The 17,626-nt window shown below is 42.0% G+C and carries 12 protein-coding genes; 6 read left to right on the forward strand and 6 right to left on the reverse strand.

Going from position 1 to position 17,626, the window contains the following annotated elements; translation table 11 throughout:
- Positions 1-24: 24 nt before the first annotated feature.
- Positions 25-915, forward strand: a complete 891-nt coding sequence (gene fabD, locus ACZ42L_RS02610; RefSeq protein WP_464716533.1) for an ACP S-malonyltransferase — start codon at positions 25-27, stop codon at positions 913-915.
- On the forward strand, positions 915-3,062 hold the full coding sequence (locus ACZ42L_RS02615; protein ID WP_464716534.1) for an alpha-amylase family glycosyl hydrolase: 2,148 nt from the start codon (positions 915-917) through the stop codon (positions 3,060-3,062). The genes fabD and ACZ42L_RS02615 overlap by 1 nt, the downstream gene beginning before the upstream one ends.
- Before the next feature lie 46 nt (positions 3,063-3,108).
- Here ACZ42L_RS02615 and ACZ42L_RS02620 read toward each other — a convergent pair whose 3' ends face one another.
- From ACZ42L_RS02620 to radA, 4 genes are all read right to left on the reverse strand, one after another.
- Positions 3,109-4,683 (reverse strand): Rne/Rng family ribonuclease, encoded by a 1,575-nt coding sequence (locus ACZ42L_RS02620; protein WP_464700505.1) that lies wholly within the window; start codon positions 4,681-4,683, stop codon positions 3,109-3,111.
- A gap of 272 nt (positions 4,684-4,955) precedes the next feature.
- Positions 4,956-5,327 carry an HU family DNA-binding protein gene (locus ACZ42L_RS02625; RefSeq protein WP_464701638.1) on the reverse strand — a complete coding sequence of 124 codons (372 nt, stop codon included), beginning with the start codon at positions 5,325-5,327 and terminating at the stop codon, positions 4,956-4,958.
- A gap of 131 nt (positions 5,328-5,458) precedes the next feature.
- Entirely contained in the window at positions 5,459-6,115 is a 657-nt protein-coding gene (queC, locus tag ACZ42L_RS02630; protein ID WP_464700507.1) for a 7-cyano-7-deazaguanine synthase QueC, read from the reverse strand.
- 21 nt (positions 6,116-6,136) lie between these two features.
- Positions 6,137-7,525, reverse strand: coding sequence for a DNA repair protein RadA (radA, locus tag ACZ42L_RS02635; RefSeq protein ID WP_464700508.1), 1,389 nt, complete (start codon positions 7,523-7,525; stop codon positions 6,137-6,139).
- A 115-nt stretch (positions 7,526-7,640) separates the two neighbouring features.
- Between radA and ACZ42L_RS02640 the strand changes: the two genes are divergently transcribed.
- Both ACZ42L_RS02640 and ACZ42L_RS02645 read left to right on the forward strand, forming a co-directional pair.
- Positions 7,641-8,546: an ABC transporter substrate-binding protein gene (locus ACZ42L_RS02640; protein ID WP_464716535.1), complete on the forward strand. Its 906-nt coding sequence runs from the start codon at positions 7,641-7,643 to the stop codon at positions 8,544-8,546.
- Positions 8,547-8,549: 3 nt separating this feature from the next.
- Positions 8,550-10,736, forward strand: a complete 2,187-nt coding sequence (locus ACZ42L_RS02645) for a tetratricopeptide repeat protein (protein ID WP_464716536.1) — start codon at positions 8,550-8,552, stop codon at positions 10,734-10,736.
- 103 nt (positions 10,737-10,839) lie between these two features.
- Here the strand turns inward: ACZ42L_RS02645 and rho are convergent, their stop codons facing one another.
- Positions 10,840-12,849, reverse strand: a complete 2,010-nt coding sequence (rho, locus tag ACZ42L_RS02650) for a transcription termination factor Rho (protein WP_464716537.1) — start codon at positions 12,847-12,849, stop codon at positions 10,840-10,842.
- A 180-nt stretch (positions 12,850-13,029) separates the two neighbouring features.
- Complete coding sequence (gene rpsA / locus ACZ42L_RS02655) at positions 13,030-14,817, reverse strand: 30S ribosomal protein S1 (protein ID WP_464700516.1); 1,788 nt, start codon at positions 14,815-14,817, stop codon at positions 13,030-13,032.
- Between the two features lie 438 nt (positions 14,818-15,255).
- Here rpsA and ACZ42L_RS02660 point away from each other — a divergent pair, with 438 nt between their 5' ends.
- Positions 15,256-16,602 (forward strand): SLC13 family permease, encoded by a 1,347-nt coding sequence (locus tag ACZ42L_RS02660; protein ID WP_464716538.1) that lies wholly within the window; start codon positions 15,256-15,258, stop codon positions 16,600-16,602.
- Between the two features lie 21 nt (positions 16,603-16,623).
- Positions 16,624-17,601: a 6-phosphofructokinase gene (gene pfkA / locus ACZ42L_RS02665; RefSeq protein ID WP_464700520.1), complete on the forward strand. Its 978-nt coding sequence runs from the start codon at positions 16,624-16,626 to the stop codon at positions 17,599-17,601.
- Positions 17,602-17,626: the final 25 nt, after the last annotated feature.

The raw sequence follows: 17,626 nt of genomic DNA on the forward strand, positions 1-17,626 counted from the left end.
TTGTATCACAAAAAACAATTGATAATGAAAGCATTCGTATTTCCTGGACAAGGTTCCCAGTTCGTCGGTATGGGCAAAGACCTATACGATACCAACCCTCTAGCTAAGGAATTATTTGATAAAGCAGATGAAATCTTAGGATTCAAGATTACAGAGATTATGTTCGCCGGTACTGACGACCAGTTGAAGGAAACCAAGGTGACGCAGCCTGCTGTTTTCTTGCACAGTGTCATTTCTGCTTTGTGCATGGGCGATGATTTTAAGCCGGAAATGGTTGCCGGCCATTCGCTCGGTGAATTTTCGGCATTGGTAGCATCTGGTGCTTTGAGTTTTGAAGATGGTCTGCGTTTGGTACATACACGTGCGTTGGCTATGCAAAAAGCTTGTGAAGCTAATCCAGGTACTATGGCAGCTATTATCGGTCTTGCCGATGGGAAGGTAGAAGAAATCTGCAAGGAAGTCAGTACGGATGGTGATATTGTAATTCCTGCGAATTACAATTGTCCGGGGCAGCTCGTTATTTCTGGAAATCAGGGCGCAATAGATCGTGCCTGCGAAGCATTGAAAGCTGCCGGAGCTAAGCGTGCACTCCCACTGAAAGTGGGTGGAGCTTTCCACTCTCCTCTGATGAAATCGGCCAAGGAAGAGTTGCAGCTTGCTATAGAAAAAACTTCATTCTCATCTCCTAAATGCCCTGTATATCAGAATGTTGATGCTAAAGCTTATACATCTGCAGAAGATATTAAGAATAACTTGATAGCTCAGTTGACTAGTCCGGTTAGATGGACAACTTCTGTGCAAAACATGATTGCGGACGGAGCTACAGACTTTACGGAATGTGGGCCAGGTAAGGCATTGCAAGGCATGATAGGTCGTATAGATAAGAATGTGACTGCGCACGGTATTGCTGAGTAATGAATCAAAAGATTTTTATTTATCAAGTATTACCAAGATTATTCGGCAATCGTAATGTTACTCGTAAAGAGAACGGCACGATTGCCGAAAATGGTTGTGGTAAGTTCTCTTCTTTCGATGATATGACTTTAGCCAAGATACGTGCAATGGGATTTACACATGTTTGGTATACAGGAGTCATCAGGCATGCTACAACTACAGACTATAGTTCGTACGGAATTCCCAGGCAGCATCCGGCCATCGTCAAGGGTAAGGCCGGTTCTCCCTATGCTATTACAGATTATTATGATGTAGATCCGGATTTGGCTGAGCATGTGGATGTCCGTATGGATGAATGGGAGAATCTGATAGCCCGTACACACGCTGCCGGTATGAAAGTGATTATGGACTTCGTGCCAAATCATGTAGCCAGGCAGTATCATTCCGTTTGCAAACCAGAGGGAGTAAGAGACCTTGGAGAAGACGATGATGCAGGTATGGGGTTCTCTGTGCATAATAATTTCTATTATTGTGTGGGGCAGTCTTTTGAACCGTCGATAGATTTATTGGCGGGGGAGGAGTGTGCTTATTATGAATATCCGGCCAAAGCAACTGGTAATGACCGCTTTGATGCTCATCCGGGAAGTAGCGACTGGTATGAGACGATTAAACTAAATTACGGTATCGACTACTGTGATGCCGGAGGTAGAAGTTATCATTTTGACCCAATACCCAATACTTGGCAGAAGATGACGGATATATTGTTGTTCTGGGCTTCTAAAGGGGTAGATGGTTTCAGATGTGATATGGCCGAAATGGTACCTTCCGCATTTTGGTCTTATGCTACCAAGATTGTGAAAGAACGATATCAGCATCTTATTTTTATAGGGGAAGTGTATGATACGAACCAATATCGGCAATATGTCGGCAGTGGCTTTGACTATCTGTACGACAAGGTAGGGATGTATGATTGTGTCAGAGATGTGATATGCGGACATCGGCCAGCGGCTTCTATTACTTATCAGTGGCAATGTAACGATGATATATTCAGCCATATGCTCTATTTCTTGGAGAATCATGATGAACAGCGGGTAGCAAGCGATTTCTTCTGTGGAGATGGTTATAAGGCTATTCCGGGCCTTCTTGTATGTGCCTTGTTGCAGAGAAATCCGTTCATGGTATATAGTGGACAGGAATTTGGAGAGTGCGGTATGGATAAGGAAGGATTTAGTGGTCTTGATGGGCGGACAACTATCTTTGATTATTGGTCACCACGTTCTTTAGTCGAGAAATGTGAGTTGCCTGTTCGTCAGCAGGCTGAGAAAGAGTTGGCACAGTGTTATCGACAGATTCTTACGATGGCCAATCGAGAGAAGATTTTCTATAGTGGTCTTTTCTATGATTTGATGAGTGCTAATCCTGCCTCGGATTGTTTTGATCCAAGAACTCAATATGCGTTTTTGAGAAAGGCTGATGACGAAGTTGCTCTTGTAGTAGTCAATTTCTCCCAGAATAGTGCTGTTTCTAATGTTGTGATACCTAATCATGCTTTTGACTTCTTTACTATGCCGGAGAAACTGGTATCAGCTGTAGATTTGTTGTCTGGCGATACCGTCGATGTAGAGTTGAGGCGTGATGGTGTGTTTCCTGTAACATTGCCTCCATACGGCGGAAAAGTCTTTAAATTTAATGTGAATATGGATAAAGATTATATTCTTAATGAGCATGGAAAGGATGAATTTCCGCCGGCTCATTCTGCGGAGCACCTCCTGAACCAGGTGATGGTGAGGAGATTTCATTGTGGTCGTTCTATCAATGCACATATAGAACGAAAGAAGAGCAAGATGACCTTTAAATTGGAGCAGAAGCCCAGTCGACAGGACGAAAAAGAGATTGAACGCGAAATGAACAGATTGATAGCGGAAAATTTGCCAGTTACTTATGAATTGGTAGACCGTCGGGACATCTTGGATGATATGATGCTCGAGAGATTACCAGATTCGGCAGGCAATGTTGTTCGGCTTGTCCGCATTGGAGATTTTGATGTTTGTCCGTGTGTAGGCAAACATGTACGTTCTACATCGCAAATAGGGAGATTCGAATTGCTAGGTACGAATTGGGATGAGATGGAACATTCGTTCCGAATCAGATTCAAGGTAGTGCAATAAAATAAAAAGAGCCGGATGAGTTTTTGCTATCCGGCTCTTTTTATCATTACTTAATTTCAATTTCTTCTTTCATATCTATGAATTGCTTCTGGTTGTCATAGAATTCATATTGTAGGAAAGCTAGTTTCTGTGAAGGGATGATGTGGACTCCAAAGCCATACTTCATTCTCCACTTTAATTTTAGCGATACTGCACCCTGATTGATAAAAGCTGCAACATAAGGATGTACGTGTAAGTAGAATTTCTTGATACCAATCTTGTTGACTAGTTTGTCTATCTTTCCTTCCAGCTGGTCAGTGAACAATATACTAGACTTAATCTTGCCAGTACCGTTACACGTTGGACAATTTTCTTCTACATTAACGTCCATTGCGGGACGTACACGCTGCCTGGTTATCTGCATCAGTCCGAACTTGCTAAGCGGAAGAATATTGTGTCTGGCTCTATCTTTCTGCATATTCTTGCACATGCGCTCATAGAGCATCTGGCGGTCTTCGGCCAGCTTCATATCTATGAAGTCAACCACAATGATGCCTCCCATATCGCGTAATCTCAACTGACGTGCTAACTCATCGGCTGCTCCAAGATTGACATCCAGTGCATTCTCTTCTTGTCCATTACCATTTCTCGACCTGTTTCCACTATTTACATCAACCACATGGAGTGCTTCGGTGTGTTCAATAATCAAGTAGGCACCATGCTTGTAGTTGATGGTCTTGCCAAAGCCTGATTTAATCTGCTTGGTAATATTGAAATTATCGAAGATAGGAAGTTTGCCAGTATACTTTTTTACGATGCTGCTTTTCTCTGGAGCAATCAGCGTAATGTAGTTTTTGACCTCCTCGAATATCTGCTCATCATTGATATAGATATTCTCGAAGTCGGGGTTGAATAAATCTCTTAGCAATGCGATAGCTCTACCTTCTTCCTCATACACAAGCTGCGGACGCTTTTGAGTCTTTTGTACTTTCACCAAAGCATCCTCCCATCGCTTGGTAAGTACTTTCATTTCTGTATCAAGCTCGGCGACACGTTTGCCTTCAGCAACTGTGCGAACGATTACTCCACAGTTTTTGGGTTTGATACTTTGAATAAGCTGTTTTAAGCGTGCACGCTCTTCACCGCTTTTAATTTTTGAAGAGACAGAAACCTTATCTCCAAAAGGTATCAATACGATAAAACGTCCTGCAAAAGATAATTCACCTGTAAGACGGGGTCCTTTGGTAGATATAGGTTCTTTGACAATCTGTACGAGAACTTCTTGTCCTACAGTAAGGATTTGCTGTACACTACCATCCTTTTTTAAATCGGGTAATCTTTGGGCTTTTGCGTGTGGATATAATTTCTTTCTATCGCTTTGTACCAGTTTGAGATATTTGGCATAAGAATTGAACTGGCTTCCTAAGTCAAGGTAATGAAGAAAGGCATCCCGCTCATAGCCGACATCAACAAAACATGCGTTTAATCCCGGCATGAGTTTTTTTACCTTCGCAACGTAAATGTTTCCGACAGAGAAAGAAGCCTCTCTAGATTCGTTCTGATATTCTACTAGACTCTTATCTTCCAGCAGGGCAATCGAGATCGCTTTCTCTTGTGCGTCAATTACAACTTCGCTGGTCATTTTCTTTAATCTTTTAACTTGGATATTCAAAAGTTAGGGACATGTCTAAGTATCTTTTGATAAACATTGACATGTCCCTTCTTTACAAAAGACTTAAGTAGGTAAGCCCCTAAGCTTACTTGCTCTTATGTCTATTCTTACGTAATCTCTTTTTACGTTTGTGTGTTGCCATTTTGTGGCCCTTCTTTTTCTTTCCGTTTGGCATAATTCAAAAATTTAATATTTTAATTGTATGTAATTATCAATTTATAATAAATAGGTGCGCAACAATGTTACTCACTCTTCATCTTTTCTATGAAACTTTTAGCAGGTTTGAAGCTTGGTAAATCGTGAGCATCAATCGTAATAGTTGTATTCTTCAAAATATTACGTGCTGTCTTAGCTGCTCTATGCTTAATTACAAAACTGCCAAAGCCACGCAAATATACGTTTTCCTTATTATCTAGCAAGCTATTTTTAATCGTACTCATAAAACTCTCAACAACAGTTGATACGTCTTTTTTTGCGATTCCAGTTTGGATGACAATTTCGTTAATAATATCTGCTTTAGTCATTTTTTGTATTTGAAAAATGTTATAATATTCTACGACCCTTTTATTTTGAGTTGCAAATATACTAGTTTTTTGGTTGATATGGAAATTTATTACTACTTTTTTGTCTCTTCTACTTGGTTTTTAGTTCTGAAACTCCTTAATTCTCACCACATTATGAATATTGAGAATGAAAAACAGCAGTGTTTTTACCATAATAGAATTAGGATATGGTGGGTCTTGTATTATCTATTTTCGTATATCGTAGTATCTGTGATGTTGGCTTCGCGCAATGCTTCTTGGCGCTCAATACATGTTCCACATTTGCCACAGTGCGTTTCTCCGCCTTTATAGCAACTCCACGTTTCGGAATAATCAAGTCCCAGCTGTTTTCCAATATTGGCAATGTCACCTTTTGTTATATTTGTATAGGGAGCTATAACACTCACATTAATGAAAGTTCCGGTGTTGGCAGCTGAGTTGATTGAGTCTATGAATTCAGGACGACAATCAGGGTATATAGTATGATCGCCGCCGTGATTGGCCATCAATACTTTAGTCAAATGATGACTTTCGGCAATACCGATAGCAATAGATAGCATAATTCCATTTCTAAATGGAACGACGGTTGATTTCATGTTGTCATCAGCATAATGTCCTTCGGGGATAGCATTGCTACCCTCTAGAAGCGAGCTTTTGAAGTATTGGTGCATGAAATCAAGTTTAATGGTAATATGCTTGATGCCCAAACGTTGACAGTGCATCTTTGCAAATGGTATTTCCTTCGCATTATGGTTGCTTCCATAATCGAATGAGATACCGAGTGCAATCTCGTTCTTTTTATCATATAATAGCGTGATGGAATCCATACCACCGCTGACAATAATTACAGAATCTTTCATAAACCGTTATCTTAGAATCGTTTAACCAAAAAGGTTGCGTAATGCTTCTTCTACCTTTTTGACAGGATGTAACTCTATGTTGTATTTAGAATGATTGAAACCTTTCAAATTGAATTGCGGAATAATAATATGCGAGAATCCTAATTTCTCGGCTTCTGCAACTCGTTGCTCTATTCGATTTACGGGACGTACTTCTCCACTTAATCCCACTTCTCCAGCCATGCACCATCCTGTTTCGATGGCTGTGTCTACATTGCTGGATAGAACTGCTGCAATGACACTTAAATCCATTGCTAAATCTGTGACACGAAGTCCACCGGCTATATTCAAGAAGACGTCTTTTTGCATGAGTTTAAAACCGACTCGTTTTTCCAATACTGCTAGAAGCATATTTAGACGACGCTGGTCAAAGCCGGTAGCGATGCGTTGCGGAGTACCATAAGCTGCCGATGAAACCAATGCCTGGGTCTCAACCAGGAATGGCCGAACACCTTCTATGGCAGATGAGATTGCAATACCAGATAGTCCTTCATGCTCTTGCGACAATAGCAATTCGGAGGGATTCGATACTTCGCGTAGACCATTTTGCTGCATCTCGTATATTCCTAATTCCGATGTACTCCCGAATCTGTTTTTGATACTTCGTAAGATGCGATACATATAGTGTTGATCTCCTTCGAATTGTATGACAGTATCTACTATATGTTCTAGGATTTTCGGACCGGCAAGTGTCCCTTCCTTGTTGATATGTCCTATTAGAATGATGGGAATATTGCTGGTTTTTGCAAATCGCAATAGTGCTGCGGCGCATTCTCGGACCTGACTGACACTGCCGGGAGAACTATCAACATCTTCTGTAGATATGGTTTGTATAGAGTCGATAATGATAAGCTCTGGCATGGTAGTTTGAATATGCTGAAAGATATTTTCAAGTGATGTCTCGCACAATATGAGTACATTCTCGGTTTGAGCATTGGTTAATCGCTCTGCACGCATCTTTAATTGATGAGCACTTTCTTCTCCACTGACATACAAGATTTTGCATTCAGGCATGTGAAGAATCGTTTGTAGTGTCAATGTACTTTTACCGATTCCCGGCTCGCCACCCAACAATACCATGCTACCAGGTACAAGCCCACCTCCCAATACGCGATTCAGTTCGTTGTCATGCATATTGATACGTGGTTCGTCTTTTGCTGTAATCTGATGAAGATAGAGTGGGTGGTTACTGCTTTCTGTGTCCCTTCTGATTCCCATCGCTGCTGATTTGGCAGCTGAGCTACCTGTTTCGTTGGCAATCCTAATTTCCTTGAAAGTATTCCATTGCCCACAGTTAGGACATTTCCCAATCCATTTAGCAGATTCTTGTCCGCAATTACTGCATACGTATGCTATTTTGTTTTTTGCCATGAAGCGCTTTGTTAGTGATAGACAAAAGTAGTAAGTTTTTTCGGTGGTACAAAACTTTTTGTTAATTTTGCAAGCCCCTATATACCGCTGTTGGCAGTATTATAACAAACGTTTTATGAGAATATTCAAGTGTGTCACTATATTTCTAATTGTCCTTGCACTGGCTAGTTGCAGCAAGGCACGTGAATCGCAAAATCGGCAGAGTGTCGCAGAGCGTAGAGAGCAGCTGCGCTTAGACTCTTTGGCTTTGAAAGTTGCTGTCATGCCGACATTAGATTGCCTTCCGCTTTATGTTGCTTATGAAGAAGAGTTGTTTAAAGACCAAGATGTAGATGTACATCTGAAGCTGTATTCATCCCAAATGGATTGTGATACAGCTATGATTCGTAAGCGAGTAGAATTATCTTTCACAGATAAGCTTAGAGCTTCCCGAATGATTCGCTTAGGAACTCCATTGCAATATCTGACAGAGACCAACGCGTATTGGCAATTATATTCTAATCGCACCGTGCGTATTAAGCGGTTGAATCAGCTAGGGGACAAGATGGTGGCCATGTCTCGTTATTCCGTGACCGATTATCTGACAGATGCCTTTCTTGACACAGTAAAGACAAAAGCACAGGTGTTCCGTATACAGATAAATCATGTAAATCTGCGATTAAAAATGTTGCTCAACAATGAGATGGATGCTTTGTGGCTTCCAGAGCCTCAGGCAACAACAGCTCGTATCAACAAGAATCAGCTGTTGGCAGATAGCCGTAGCAGTGGGGATAAGTTTGGTGTCATAGTGGTTGCAGGCTCTGTCAATAAGGATTCACGACGGAAAAAACAGCTTACGTCGTTTGTGAAGGCTTATAACATGGCGTGCGATTCTATTAATAAATATGGTCTACAGCATTATTCTACTACAATTAAGAAGTATTGTGATACCGATGACCGAACCATCAAAGCCTTGCCACGATTGGTTTATACGAAGATTGCTCCTGTTGTAGTAGCAAGTAAATTAGTAAATAAATACTAGACTATGATTCCTCAACGAGATTTATTAGAACTTACATACAATGATATTGCTGTAAAAGGTGATTTATACCTAGCATCACGACATTTGGCTGACTTTATGCGCAATGCACATCTTACTCGCAATGAATCCGCACTTGATGAGATTTGCGAAAGCTATCGCCTGATGAAGGAATTCATGCTTCGAGGTTATCAGGACGCAAAGCGGGGAGAGGTGTATCAGTCGTTATTGCGAAGATTATTTCGGTTGACGTGCAGTGTGGACCTGGAATATCGTATGTCTATTGGAGGAATTTACGGTATCTTCAAGAGTCATAGTTTGCAGTTAGATAATGATAGCTCTAGTATACAGGGTAAGTTAGAAGCTTATGTGCAAGATTTAGCCCTGTTGTCATTGGAATCCGGCGATATGCAGCGAGAGCATGAACGTGCAGTACAGGCAGAGCATCAGCATTATATAAGTGTACTTTTTGAGTACGTGTTAGTTTCTGACCAATGGACAAAGCAGGACTCAGAGTTTTGGACAAGTTTGTTGACCAGTCCGACAATAGATGTTCATGATGCGTTAGTACTGGTCAGTGCAATCATGTTGTCGTGTGTGACGATATACGATGTCAATAAATTGTCTACTTTGGTGGCCGTTTATTCTATAGTTGCAGATGAGCGTTTGCGGCAACGGGCATTTGTAGGGTGGGGGCTGTCGATGAATTTAAAACTTAATGGACTCTTTCCTGAGCAAGAAGAAATACTGACAAGGCTATTTGCTGATTCTCAAGTAAGGGAAGAATTAGTCTCATTGCAGAAGCAAATGGTTTTTTGTAAAGATGCAGAAAGAGATACCGAAGAACTTCAAAGAGATATAATTCCTAATCTTGTTAAAAACAACAACCTTAATATCACGCGTTTTGGAATCTCTGAGAAAGACGAGGAACCTATGCAGGATATATTGCATCCTGATGCCCAGGATAAGGCTATGGAAGAAATGGAGAATAGCTTTAAGCGTATGTTGGAGATGCAGAAAGCTGGTTCTGACATTTATTTTGGCGGATTCTCGCAGATGAAACGTTTTCCATTTTTCCATACATTGAGTAATTGGTTTGTGCCGTTTACGGAGGCACACCCGGCACTTGCTTCGATAAGAACAAAACTGGAAGATAATAATTTCTTATCGGTACTATTTGCTAATGGACCTTTTTGTGATTCTGATAAATATTCTTTTGCACTGGCAATATCCTCTGTTATTGATACAATTCCAAGCAATATGAGGGAGATGCTCAATCATAATGAGTCCGTAGGACCTGTATTAAGTGCTGAAGAACGCCAAAGTGCAGCTTATATCCGTCGCATGTATCTGCAAGATCTCTATCGTTTCTTCCGTTTAAACGATGTACGGGGTGGTTTTTTCAATATTTTCAGTTTTTCTAATCACCAACTTGATCATTCCGGATTCTTTTGTGCGTACGGTCAATTACCACAAGCGTTATTTACTTCTGAGCTGATAGAGCTTTGCCATTTCTTGTTACAGCGTAAGCATTATGATTACTTGCAAGAGCTGTTTAAGCGTTATCCCGAAATAGACGATGTGGCTTATCTGCGTATAAGAGCTGCTGTAGCCATGTATTTCAAGAATTACTATATGGCTGAAAGCCTGTACGAGAATATCTTGTCGCAGGATTCGGATGATGAAAATGCTATGAGAGGATTGGCACAAGCCTATTTTCATAATGAAAATTTTGAAGAAGCGGAGTCGCTGTATGAAAAGTTAAGTGTGCTTCATCCCGATAATAAGCGTTATCAGTTGAATCAGGCTATTGCCATGATGAATCAAGGTAAGATAGAAGAAGGGCTGAATATATTGTATAAATTAAACTATAACTATCCTTTGGACCATAACATATCTCGTGCGTTGGCATGGGGATTAATGGCCGATACAAAGGTAGAGAAGGCTGAGAAAATTTACGATGAGTTGCTGCTTTCTGCCGGTGTAGGTCCTGCTGATTATTTGAATGGGGGGTATTGCAAGTGGTTTTTGAACAAAGTAAGTGAAGCCGTGATACTCCTGAAGGCATTTATGGATAAATCAAAGTCGTTCCAGTCGTTATCAGATGCGTTTGCAAGCGACCATCTTCTTTTGGAAGCTAATCATATAACGGACATTGATGAGAAGATTATGTGTGATTTGACCAATGAATAAATAGCTGTATTCAGATATACCAATTTACGTGATTGGCAGAAAATAAAAATACCGACTATTCAAAAAGAATAGTCGGTATTTTTATTTATGCAGAATCATGCCATTATGAATTCATACTCAACAAAAACTCTTCATTGCTGCGAGTACGCGTCATACTGGTATGTATCGTATTCATTGCCTCTATAGGATTCATGTCGCTAATATACTTACGAAGAATCCACATGCGATCGAGGGTAGTCTTATCTTGTAGTAAATCGTCACGGCGTGTACTCGAAGCAACCAGATTAACAGCAGGGAAGATTCGCTTGTTAGACAGTGAGCGGTCGAGCTGTAATTCCATATTACCTGTACCTTTGAACTCTTCAAAGATGACTTCATCCATCTTGCTACCGGTATCTATGAGTGCTGTGGCGATAATCGTGAGCGAACCTCCACCCTCAATATTACGCGCAGCTCCGAAGAAACGCTTGGGCTTTTGCAAGGCATTGGCATCCACACCACCGGTTAGAACCTTACCCGATGCAGGACTTACTGTATTATAAGCACGGGCAAGTCGGGTAATAGAATCCAAGAAAATTACAACATCGTGTCCACATTCTACCATTCTCTTTGCTTTTTCCAAGACAATACCAGCTATTTTGACGTGACGCTCTGCGGGTTCGTCGAATGTTGAAGCGATAACTTCTGCATTTACGGTTCGTGCCATGTCTGTTACTTCCTCTGGGCGTTCGTCTATGAGAAGCATCATCAGATATGCTTCCGGATGATTTGCGGCAATAGCATTGGCTATATCCTTCATCAGGATGGTCTTACCTGTTTTTGGTTGCGCAACAATTAGTGCACGCTGTCCTTTTCCGATAGGAGAGAACAAATCTACTACACGTGTAGAGAGATTGGTTGTCTGAGGGTCGCCACAAAGTGTAAACTTCTCTTCGGGAAAGAGTGGGGTAAGATGTTCGAATGGAATTCTATCTCTGATTTCAGCAGGATTGCGACCATTGATTTTATCTATGCTTGTGAGCGGGAAATATTTCTCTCCGTCGTGTGGTGGTCGGACACGGCACTGAATGACGTCTCCGGTCTTCAAACCGTAACGTTTTACCTGATTGGTAGCAATGTATACATCGTCAGGTGATGACAAATAGTTGTAATCGCTTGAGCGTAGGAATCCATAGCCGTCAGGCATTACCTCTAATACTCCGTTGGCAGTGATGATGTCTGAGAAGTCATAGGCTGGTGCATTACTTGGCACCGGAGCTTGATAGGCTGGCATAGCTGGTAAGATAGGAGTGGTGGGATTGTCAAACATGTCATAGTTTGGAACTGCTCCTTGGTCTTCTATCGGCAAATCTATCTTGATAATAAAATCTGTTCCATCCGCCGGATCACCCTCCCATACGGCATCTGCCATAGGATTGAGACTTGCTTCATTCTCTTTATTATGGTCATTGATTTTTGCCTGGAGTTGAGCAAGAAGATTGTTATCGCCTTCTTCCTCCTGCTGGGTATCGCCTGAAGCAAATTGAGCTTCTGGTACGAAATCACTCTCTCCACTGGTCTCGTTTTCCACAGTCTCGGCAGTAGGAGTTGGGGCTTGCATCAGCTCTTCTTTGGTATCCTGCGTGCCACTTTCGGAGTTGGCAGACACTTCTTCTTCACCCGTTGCAACATTGTTTTCAGGATCTTCTAATTGTAGCTGAGCTTGATTGGCAGCTTCTTCTGCTTCCTTTTCTTTCTTGGTCTTGCGTTTACGCTTCGGGGCAGTCTCTGTCGGAGCAGGGGACGTCTCTTCTACAGAGGAATTCTCAATCGGTTCCTCTTTGAAAAGTGGCTGTGGTTCTGCTGCTGATTTGTTTTTCTTGACATCGAGATTCTCACCATCTTTTCCACTGACGGTATAAACATGGTCTGTGTCCTTTTTAGCAATGCGTGTGCGACGACGCTTTGTTGCACCTAAAGGGTTCTTATTGCCCTCTACGACTGCTTGCTTGTCTAAAATGGCATATATGATGTCTTCCGCATCGGCTTGGTTGGAATATTCTGCTCCTACCTCCTTTGCAATGTCTTCAAGCTCATTCATGCTTTTAGACAATAGTTCATCTTTACTATACATATATGTATATGAAAATATTTGATTGAAATGAAACCGTTTCTAAAAATGAAACGTGTGTCGTATTAAAATTCTATGCAAAGGTAAACAAATATCTTGAATCGACAAAAAAAAAGCTCGCTTTTATCAAGCGAGCTTCCTTATTCTTCAAAGAATATTTTTACAAGTTGTCCAACTGTAAACTTATTCTCCCTTTTCCATTTTAGCCTTCAAGTCAGCAAGAACGTCGAGGTCACCCAGTGAAGTTCCAGCCTTTACATTGTTGATAGTAGCTGCCTCTGACTTGTTTGCGTGGCTAGCGTTGCCACCATTGTGCTTGAAAGCAGGCTTGGTTTCTTCCTTGCCCTCTTCGAAAGTACGGCTGTGTGAAAGGATGATGCGCTTTGTCTCTTTCACAAACTCGATAACCTTGAATGACAGTTCTTCGCCCAACTGAGCTTGTGTACCGTCTTCTTTTACAAGATGCTTAGGAGTTGCGAAGCCTTCGCCACCTTCGTTCAATGTAATGACAGCACCCTTGTCCATCATTTCGGTAATCTTACCTTCGTGAACAGAACCAGGAGTGTATACAGTTTCGTAAGTATCCCAAGGATTGTCTTCCAACTGCTTGTGACCCAAAGACAGGCGACGGTTCTCCTTGTCAATTTCAAGAACAACTACATCGATGTCTGAGCCTTGAGATGTGAACTCTGAAGGATGCTTAACTTTCTTAGTCCATGAAAGGTCGCTGATATGAATCAAACCGTCAACACCTTCTTCGAGTTCAACGAAGATACCGAAGTTAGTGAAATTGCGAACCTTTGCATTGTGCTTAGAACCTACAGGATACTTCACTTCGATAGTTTCCCATGGGTCTTCCTTGAGTTGCTTGATACCAAGGCTCATCTTACGCTCTTCGCGGTCAAGAGTCAGGATAACGGCTTCGATTTCATCACCTACGTGCATGAATTCCTGTGCAGAGCGCAAGTGCTGGCTCCATGACATCTCGCTAACGTGGATAAGTCCTTCAACTCCGGGAGCTATTTCAACAAATGCACCGTAGTCTGCGATAACGACAACCTTACCCTTCACGTGGTCGCCAACCTTCAAGTCTGCATCCAACGCATCCCATGGGTGAGGAGTGAGCTGCTTCAAACCAAGTGCGATACGCTTCTTGTCTTCATCGAAGTCGATGATAACAACGTTAATCTTCTGGTCGAGAGTAACAACTTCGTGTGGATCACTCACGCGACCCCAAGAAAGGTCTGTGATGTGAATCAATCCGTCTACACCGCCAAGGTCAACGAATACACCGTAAGAGGTGATGTTCTTAACAGTACCTTCGAGTACCTGACCCTTTTCGAGCTTAGAAATAATTTCTTTCTTCTGTGCTTCCAACTCAGCCTCAATAAGAGCCTTGTGAGAAACAACAACATTGCGGAACTCCTGATTGATCTTAACAACCTTGAATTCCATTGTTTTGCCTACGAATACATCGTAGTCGCGTATAGGATGAACGTCAATCTGGCTGCCGGGGAGGAATGCTTCGATACCGAATACATCAACAATCATACCACCCTTAGTGCGGCACTTGATATAACCCTGGATAATTTCTTCGTTTTCGAGAGCTGCATTGATCAAATCCCAGCTCTTGTTCAAGCGGGCCTTCTTGTGAGAAAGAACCAACTGGCCTTTCTTGTCTTCTTGATTTTCAACGTAAACCTCAACCTTATCACCAACCTTCAGTTCGGGATTGTAACGGAATTCAGATGCAGGAATGATACCATCGCTCTTGTAGCCGATGTTAACGATAACTTCCTTCTTGTCGACAGAAATAACTGTTCCTTCTACGACCTGGTGTTCTGCAATTTTGTTAAGAGTTTCGTCATAAGCCTTTTCGAGGTCTTGCTTGTTGACGTTTACGCTTGAACCATTCTCAAATTCTTCCCAATTGAAGTTGTCCAATGGTTGTACGTTCTGTAAGTTTGACATAAAAAATAATTGTTTGTAATTAATAAAGTTGGACTTTATGTTATTAATATAATTATGGTGTAATAGCTTTTGCAAGCTTTTCACTAAAATTGTGTGCAAAGGTAATAATTAAATCATTACAATATGCGGGATGGGATTTGAAAGAAAATGATATTAGTTTTTTTTAACACAAAGATGTTGGCTAATGGAATTTTGTTTGGCTTGATTGCAGGGCTTAGGCAGTTTTACTGCAAGGCTGGGGCAGTGTTGCTGCAAAGCCGAGTCAGTTTTGCTGAATGGGCTTTGCAGTAATTTGACTTCAAAATGCTGTGCTGGTAACTTGTATGTGGGTGCAGGATGTTTGTAATTTGGCAAGTTAACGGACAAATGATAAAAAAACAAGATTAAAACTTGTATGTGCAGAAATAATTGTTAACTTTGCCTTGCAAATTCTGTTTTATGACTCTGATTATTGTTGGCATACTGTTAATCAGCTTTATATTGATAGCGACAGAGGCAATTACGAATGTAAATAAGGCTGCCGTTGCGATATTCGCAGGCACTCTAGGCTGGGTGCTCTATATCTGCTATGGAACGGACTTCGTTATGAGTCAGCACCATGGTGACTATGCTAACTTTCTGGACGGAGCGGTTGCTACGAGTGTTGCCGTAAAACAGTATATAGCCCAGAATATATTCCTGAAATATGTAGGCGAGGCTGCTGAAATCGTGTTGTTCTTGCTGGCGACAATGACTATTGTCGAAATTCTTGATAACAACAGGTGCTTTGATTTCGTTTCGCAGTTGCTCAAGACGCGGAGCAGTCGTCGTATGCTATGGACGATGGGCGTGGTCACATTCCTGATTTCTGCAAATCTGGATAATATTACTACGACGGTGATGATGTTGACCATCATGCACAAGGTGCTTCCAAGTCGCCGATTGCGTATGCTCTATGGCAGTGTCATTGTGTTGTCGGCCAATACCGGTGGTGCATTGACAGTTATAGGAAACCCAGAAGGGTTGGTCTTGTGGAATATGGGGAAAGTGACGGCTACCGATTTCTCTCTGTCTCTCTTTGTTCCTTGTCTGTTGGCATGGGGCATCCCAACTTGGCTTATCGGACGTACTCTTCCGGAGCGGGTTGAGACAGAATGGGTGGTGATGCCATATCGGGGTGATGATACGAACTTGACAGTATGGCAGCGACTTATTATGCTGTTTGTCGGTATTGGTGGGCTTTGGTTTATCCCTACGTTTCATAATATTACAAAGCTAAGCCCGTTTTTGGGTGCTTTGTGCGTCTTATCTATCTTGTGGGTGGTAAATGAAGTGTTCAATCGCCGACTTTTCAGTGCTAATATGATGGCAGAGCGGAGATTGCCGCATATATTGAGGTATGGTGTCATTCAGATGATGCTATATGTTCTTGGAATAATGTTGGCAGTAGGTGTGGTGAAAGAAACCGGTGCTTTTGTGTGGTTGTGGGAGCGATTGGATGTTGTAATTGGAAGTACAAGTCTGTGTGGTTTCTTTGTTATGGCAGTAAGCTCTGTGCTAGATAATTTTGCCACGGCGATGAGTTTTGTTGTCATGAAGCCTGAGGGTGTTACCAATGATATATACTATAAGGTGGTAGCGTATGCAGTCATGGCGGGTGGTAATATCTTGGCAACAGCCAGTATGAGTGGAATGGTGCTTCTTAAAATGGAACGCATGCACGGCGGATGGTTCTTCCGTCATGTCGGATGGAAGGCATTGTTGGGTGGACTGATTGGATTGTTGGTCCTGATGATTCAAATGTAAGATGATAAAATAAACATAATTATGGCAAAGATAAAGACAATTGGTATCTTGACATCCGGAGGAGATGCTCCGGGAATGAATGCTGCGATAAGGGCAGTCTCTAGAGCAGGTATTTATAATGGCTTTAATATCAAGGCTATATATCGTGGTTACGATGGTCTGATTAATGGATTGATAAAGCCTTTTACTACAGAAAATGTCAGTGGAATTATAGGTACTGGCGGAACAATCCTGAAAACGGCGCGTTCGACGGAGTTTATGACCGAAGAAGGTAGGCAAAAAGCCTATGATAATCTTGTGAAAGAGGAAATAGATGCCTTGGTTGTTATCGGCGGAAACGGTTCTCTGACAGGTGCTATGAATTTTGCTAAAGACTATGATGTATGTTGTATCGGATTGCCAGGGACGATAGACAACGACCTGTATGGAACGGATAATACGATAGGTTACGATACGACGATGAACACTATTGTAGACTGTGTGGATCGTATACGAGACACCGCACAGAGTCATGAGCGTATTTTCTTTGTAGAGGTCATGGGGCGTGATGCCGGCTTCCTGGCCCAGAACAGTGCCATTGCCAGCGGAGCAGAGGCTGCCATTATTCCGGAAGACTCTACGGATGTTGACCAGTTGGCGCAGTTCATGGAGCGCGGTATTCGTAAAAGCAAGAAGAGCTGTATCGTCATCGTGTCGGAAAGCCCTAAATGTGGCGCTTTGTATTATGCCGATCGTGTACGTAATGAATTCCCGGAGTATGATGTTCGTGTCTCCATCTTAGGGCATTTGCAGCGTGGTGGTCGTCCGACGGCTCGCGATAGAATTCTTGCAAGCAGAACCGGTGTGGGGGCGATAGAAGCCATCATGCAGGGGCAGCGTAATATAATGGTGGGTGTAAGAAATAATGAAGTGGTGTATGTACCACTGAGCGAGGCCATTCGTAGTGACAAACCTTTTGATAGAAAACTGATTAAGGTTTTGGATGAACTTTCCATATAAAAAGCCTGGAATCGGCCAGGGTGTT

The sequence above is a fragment of the Prevotella mikamonis genome, from assembly GCF_055381405.1.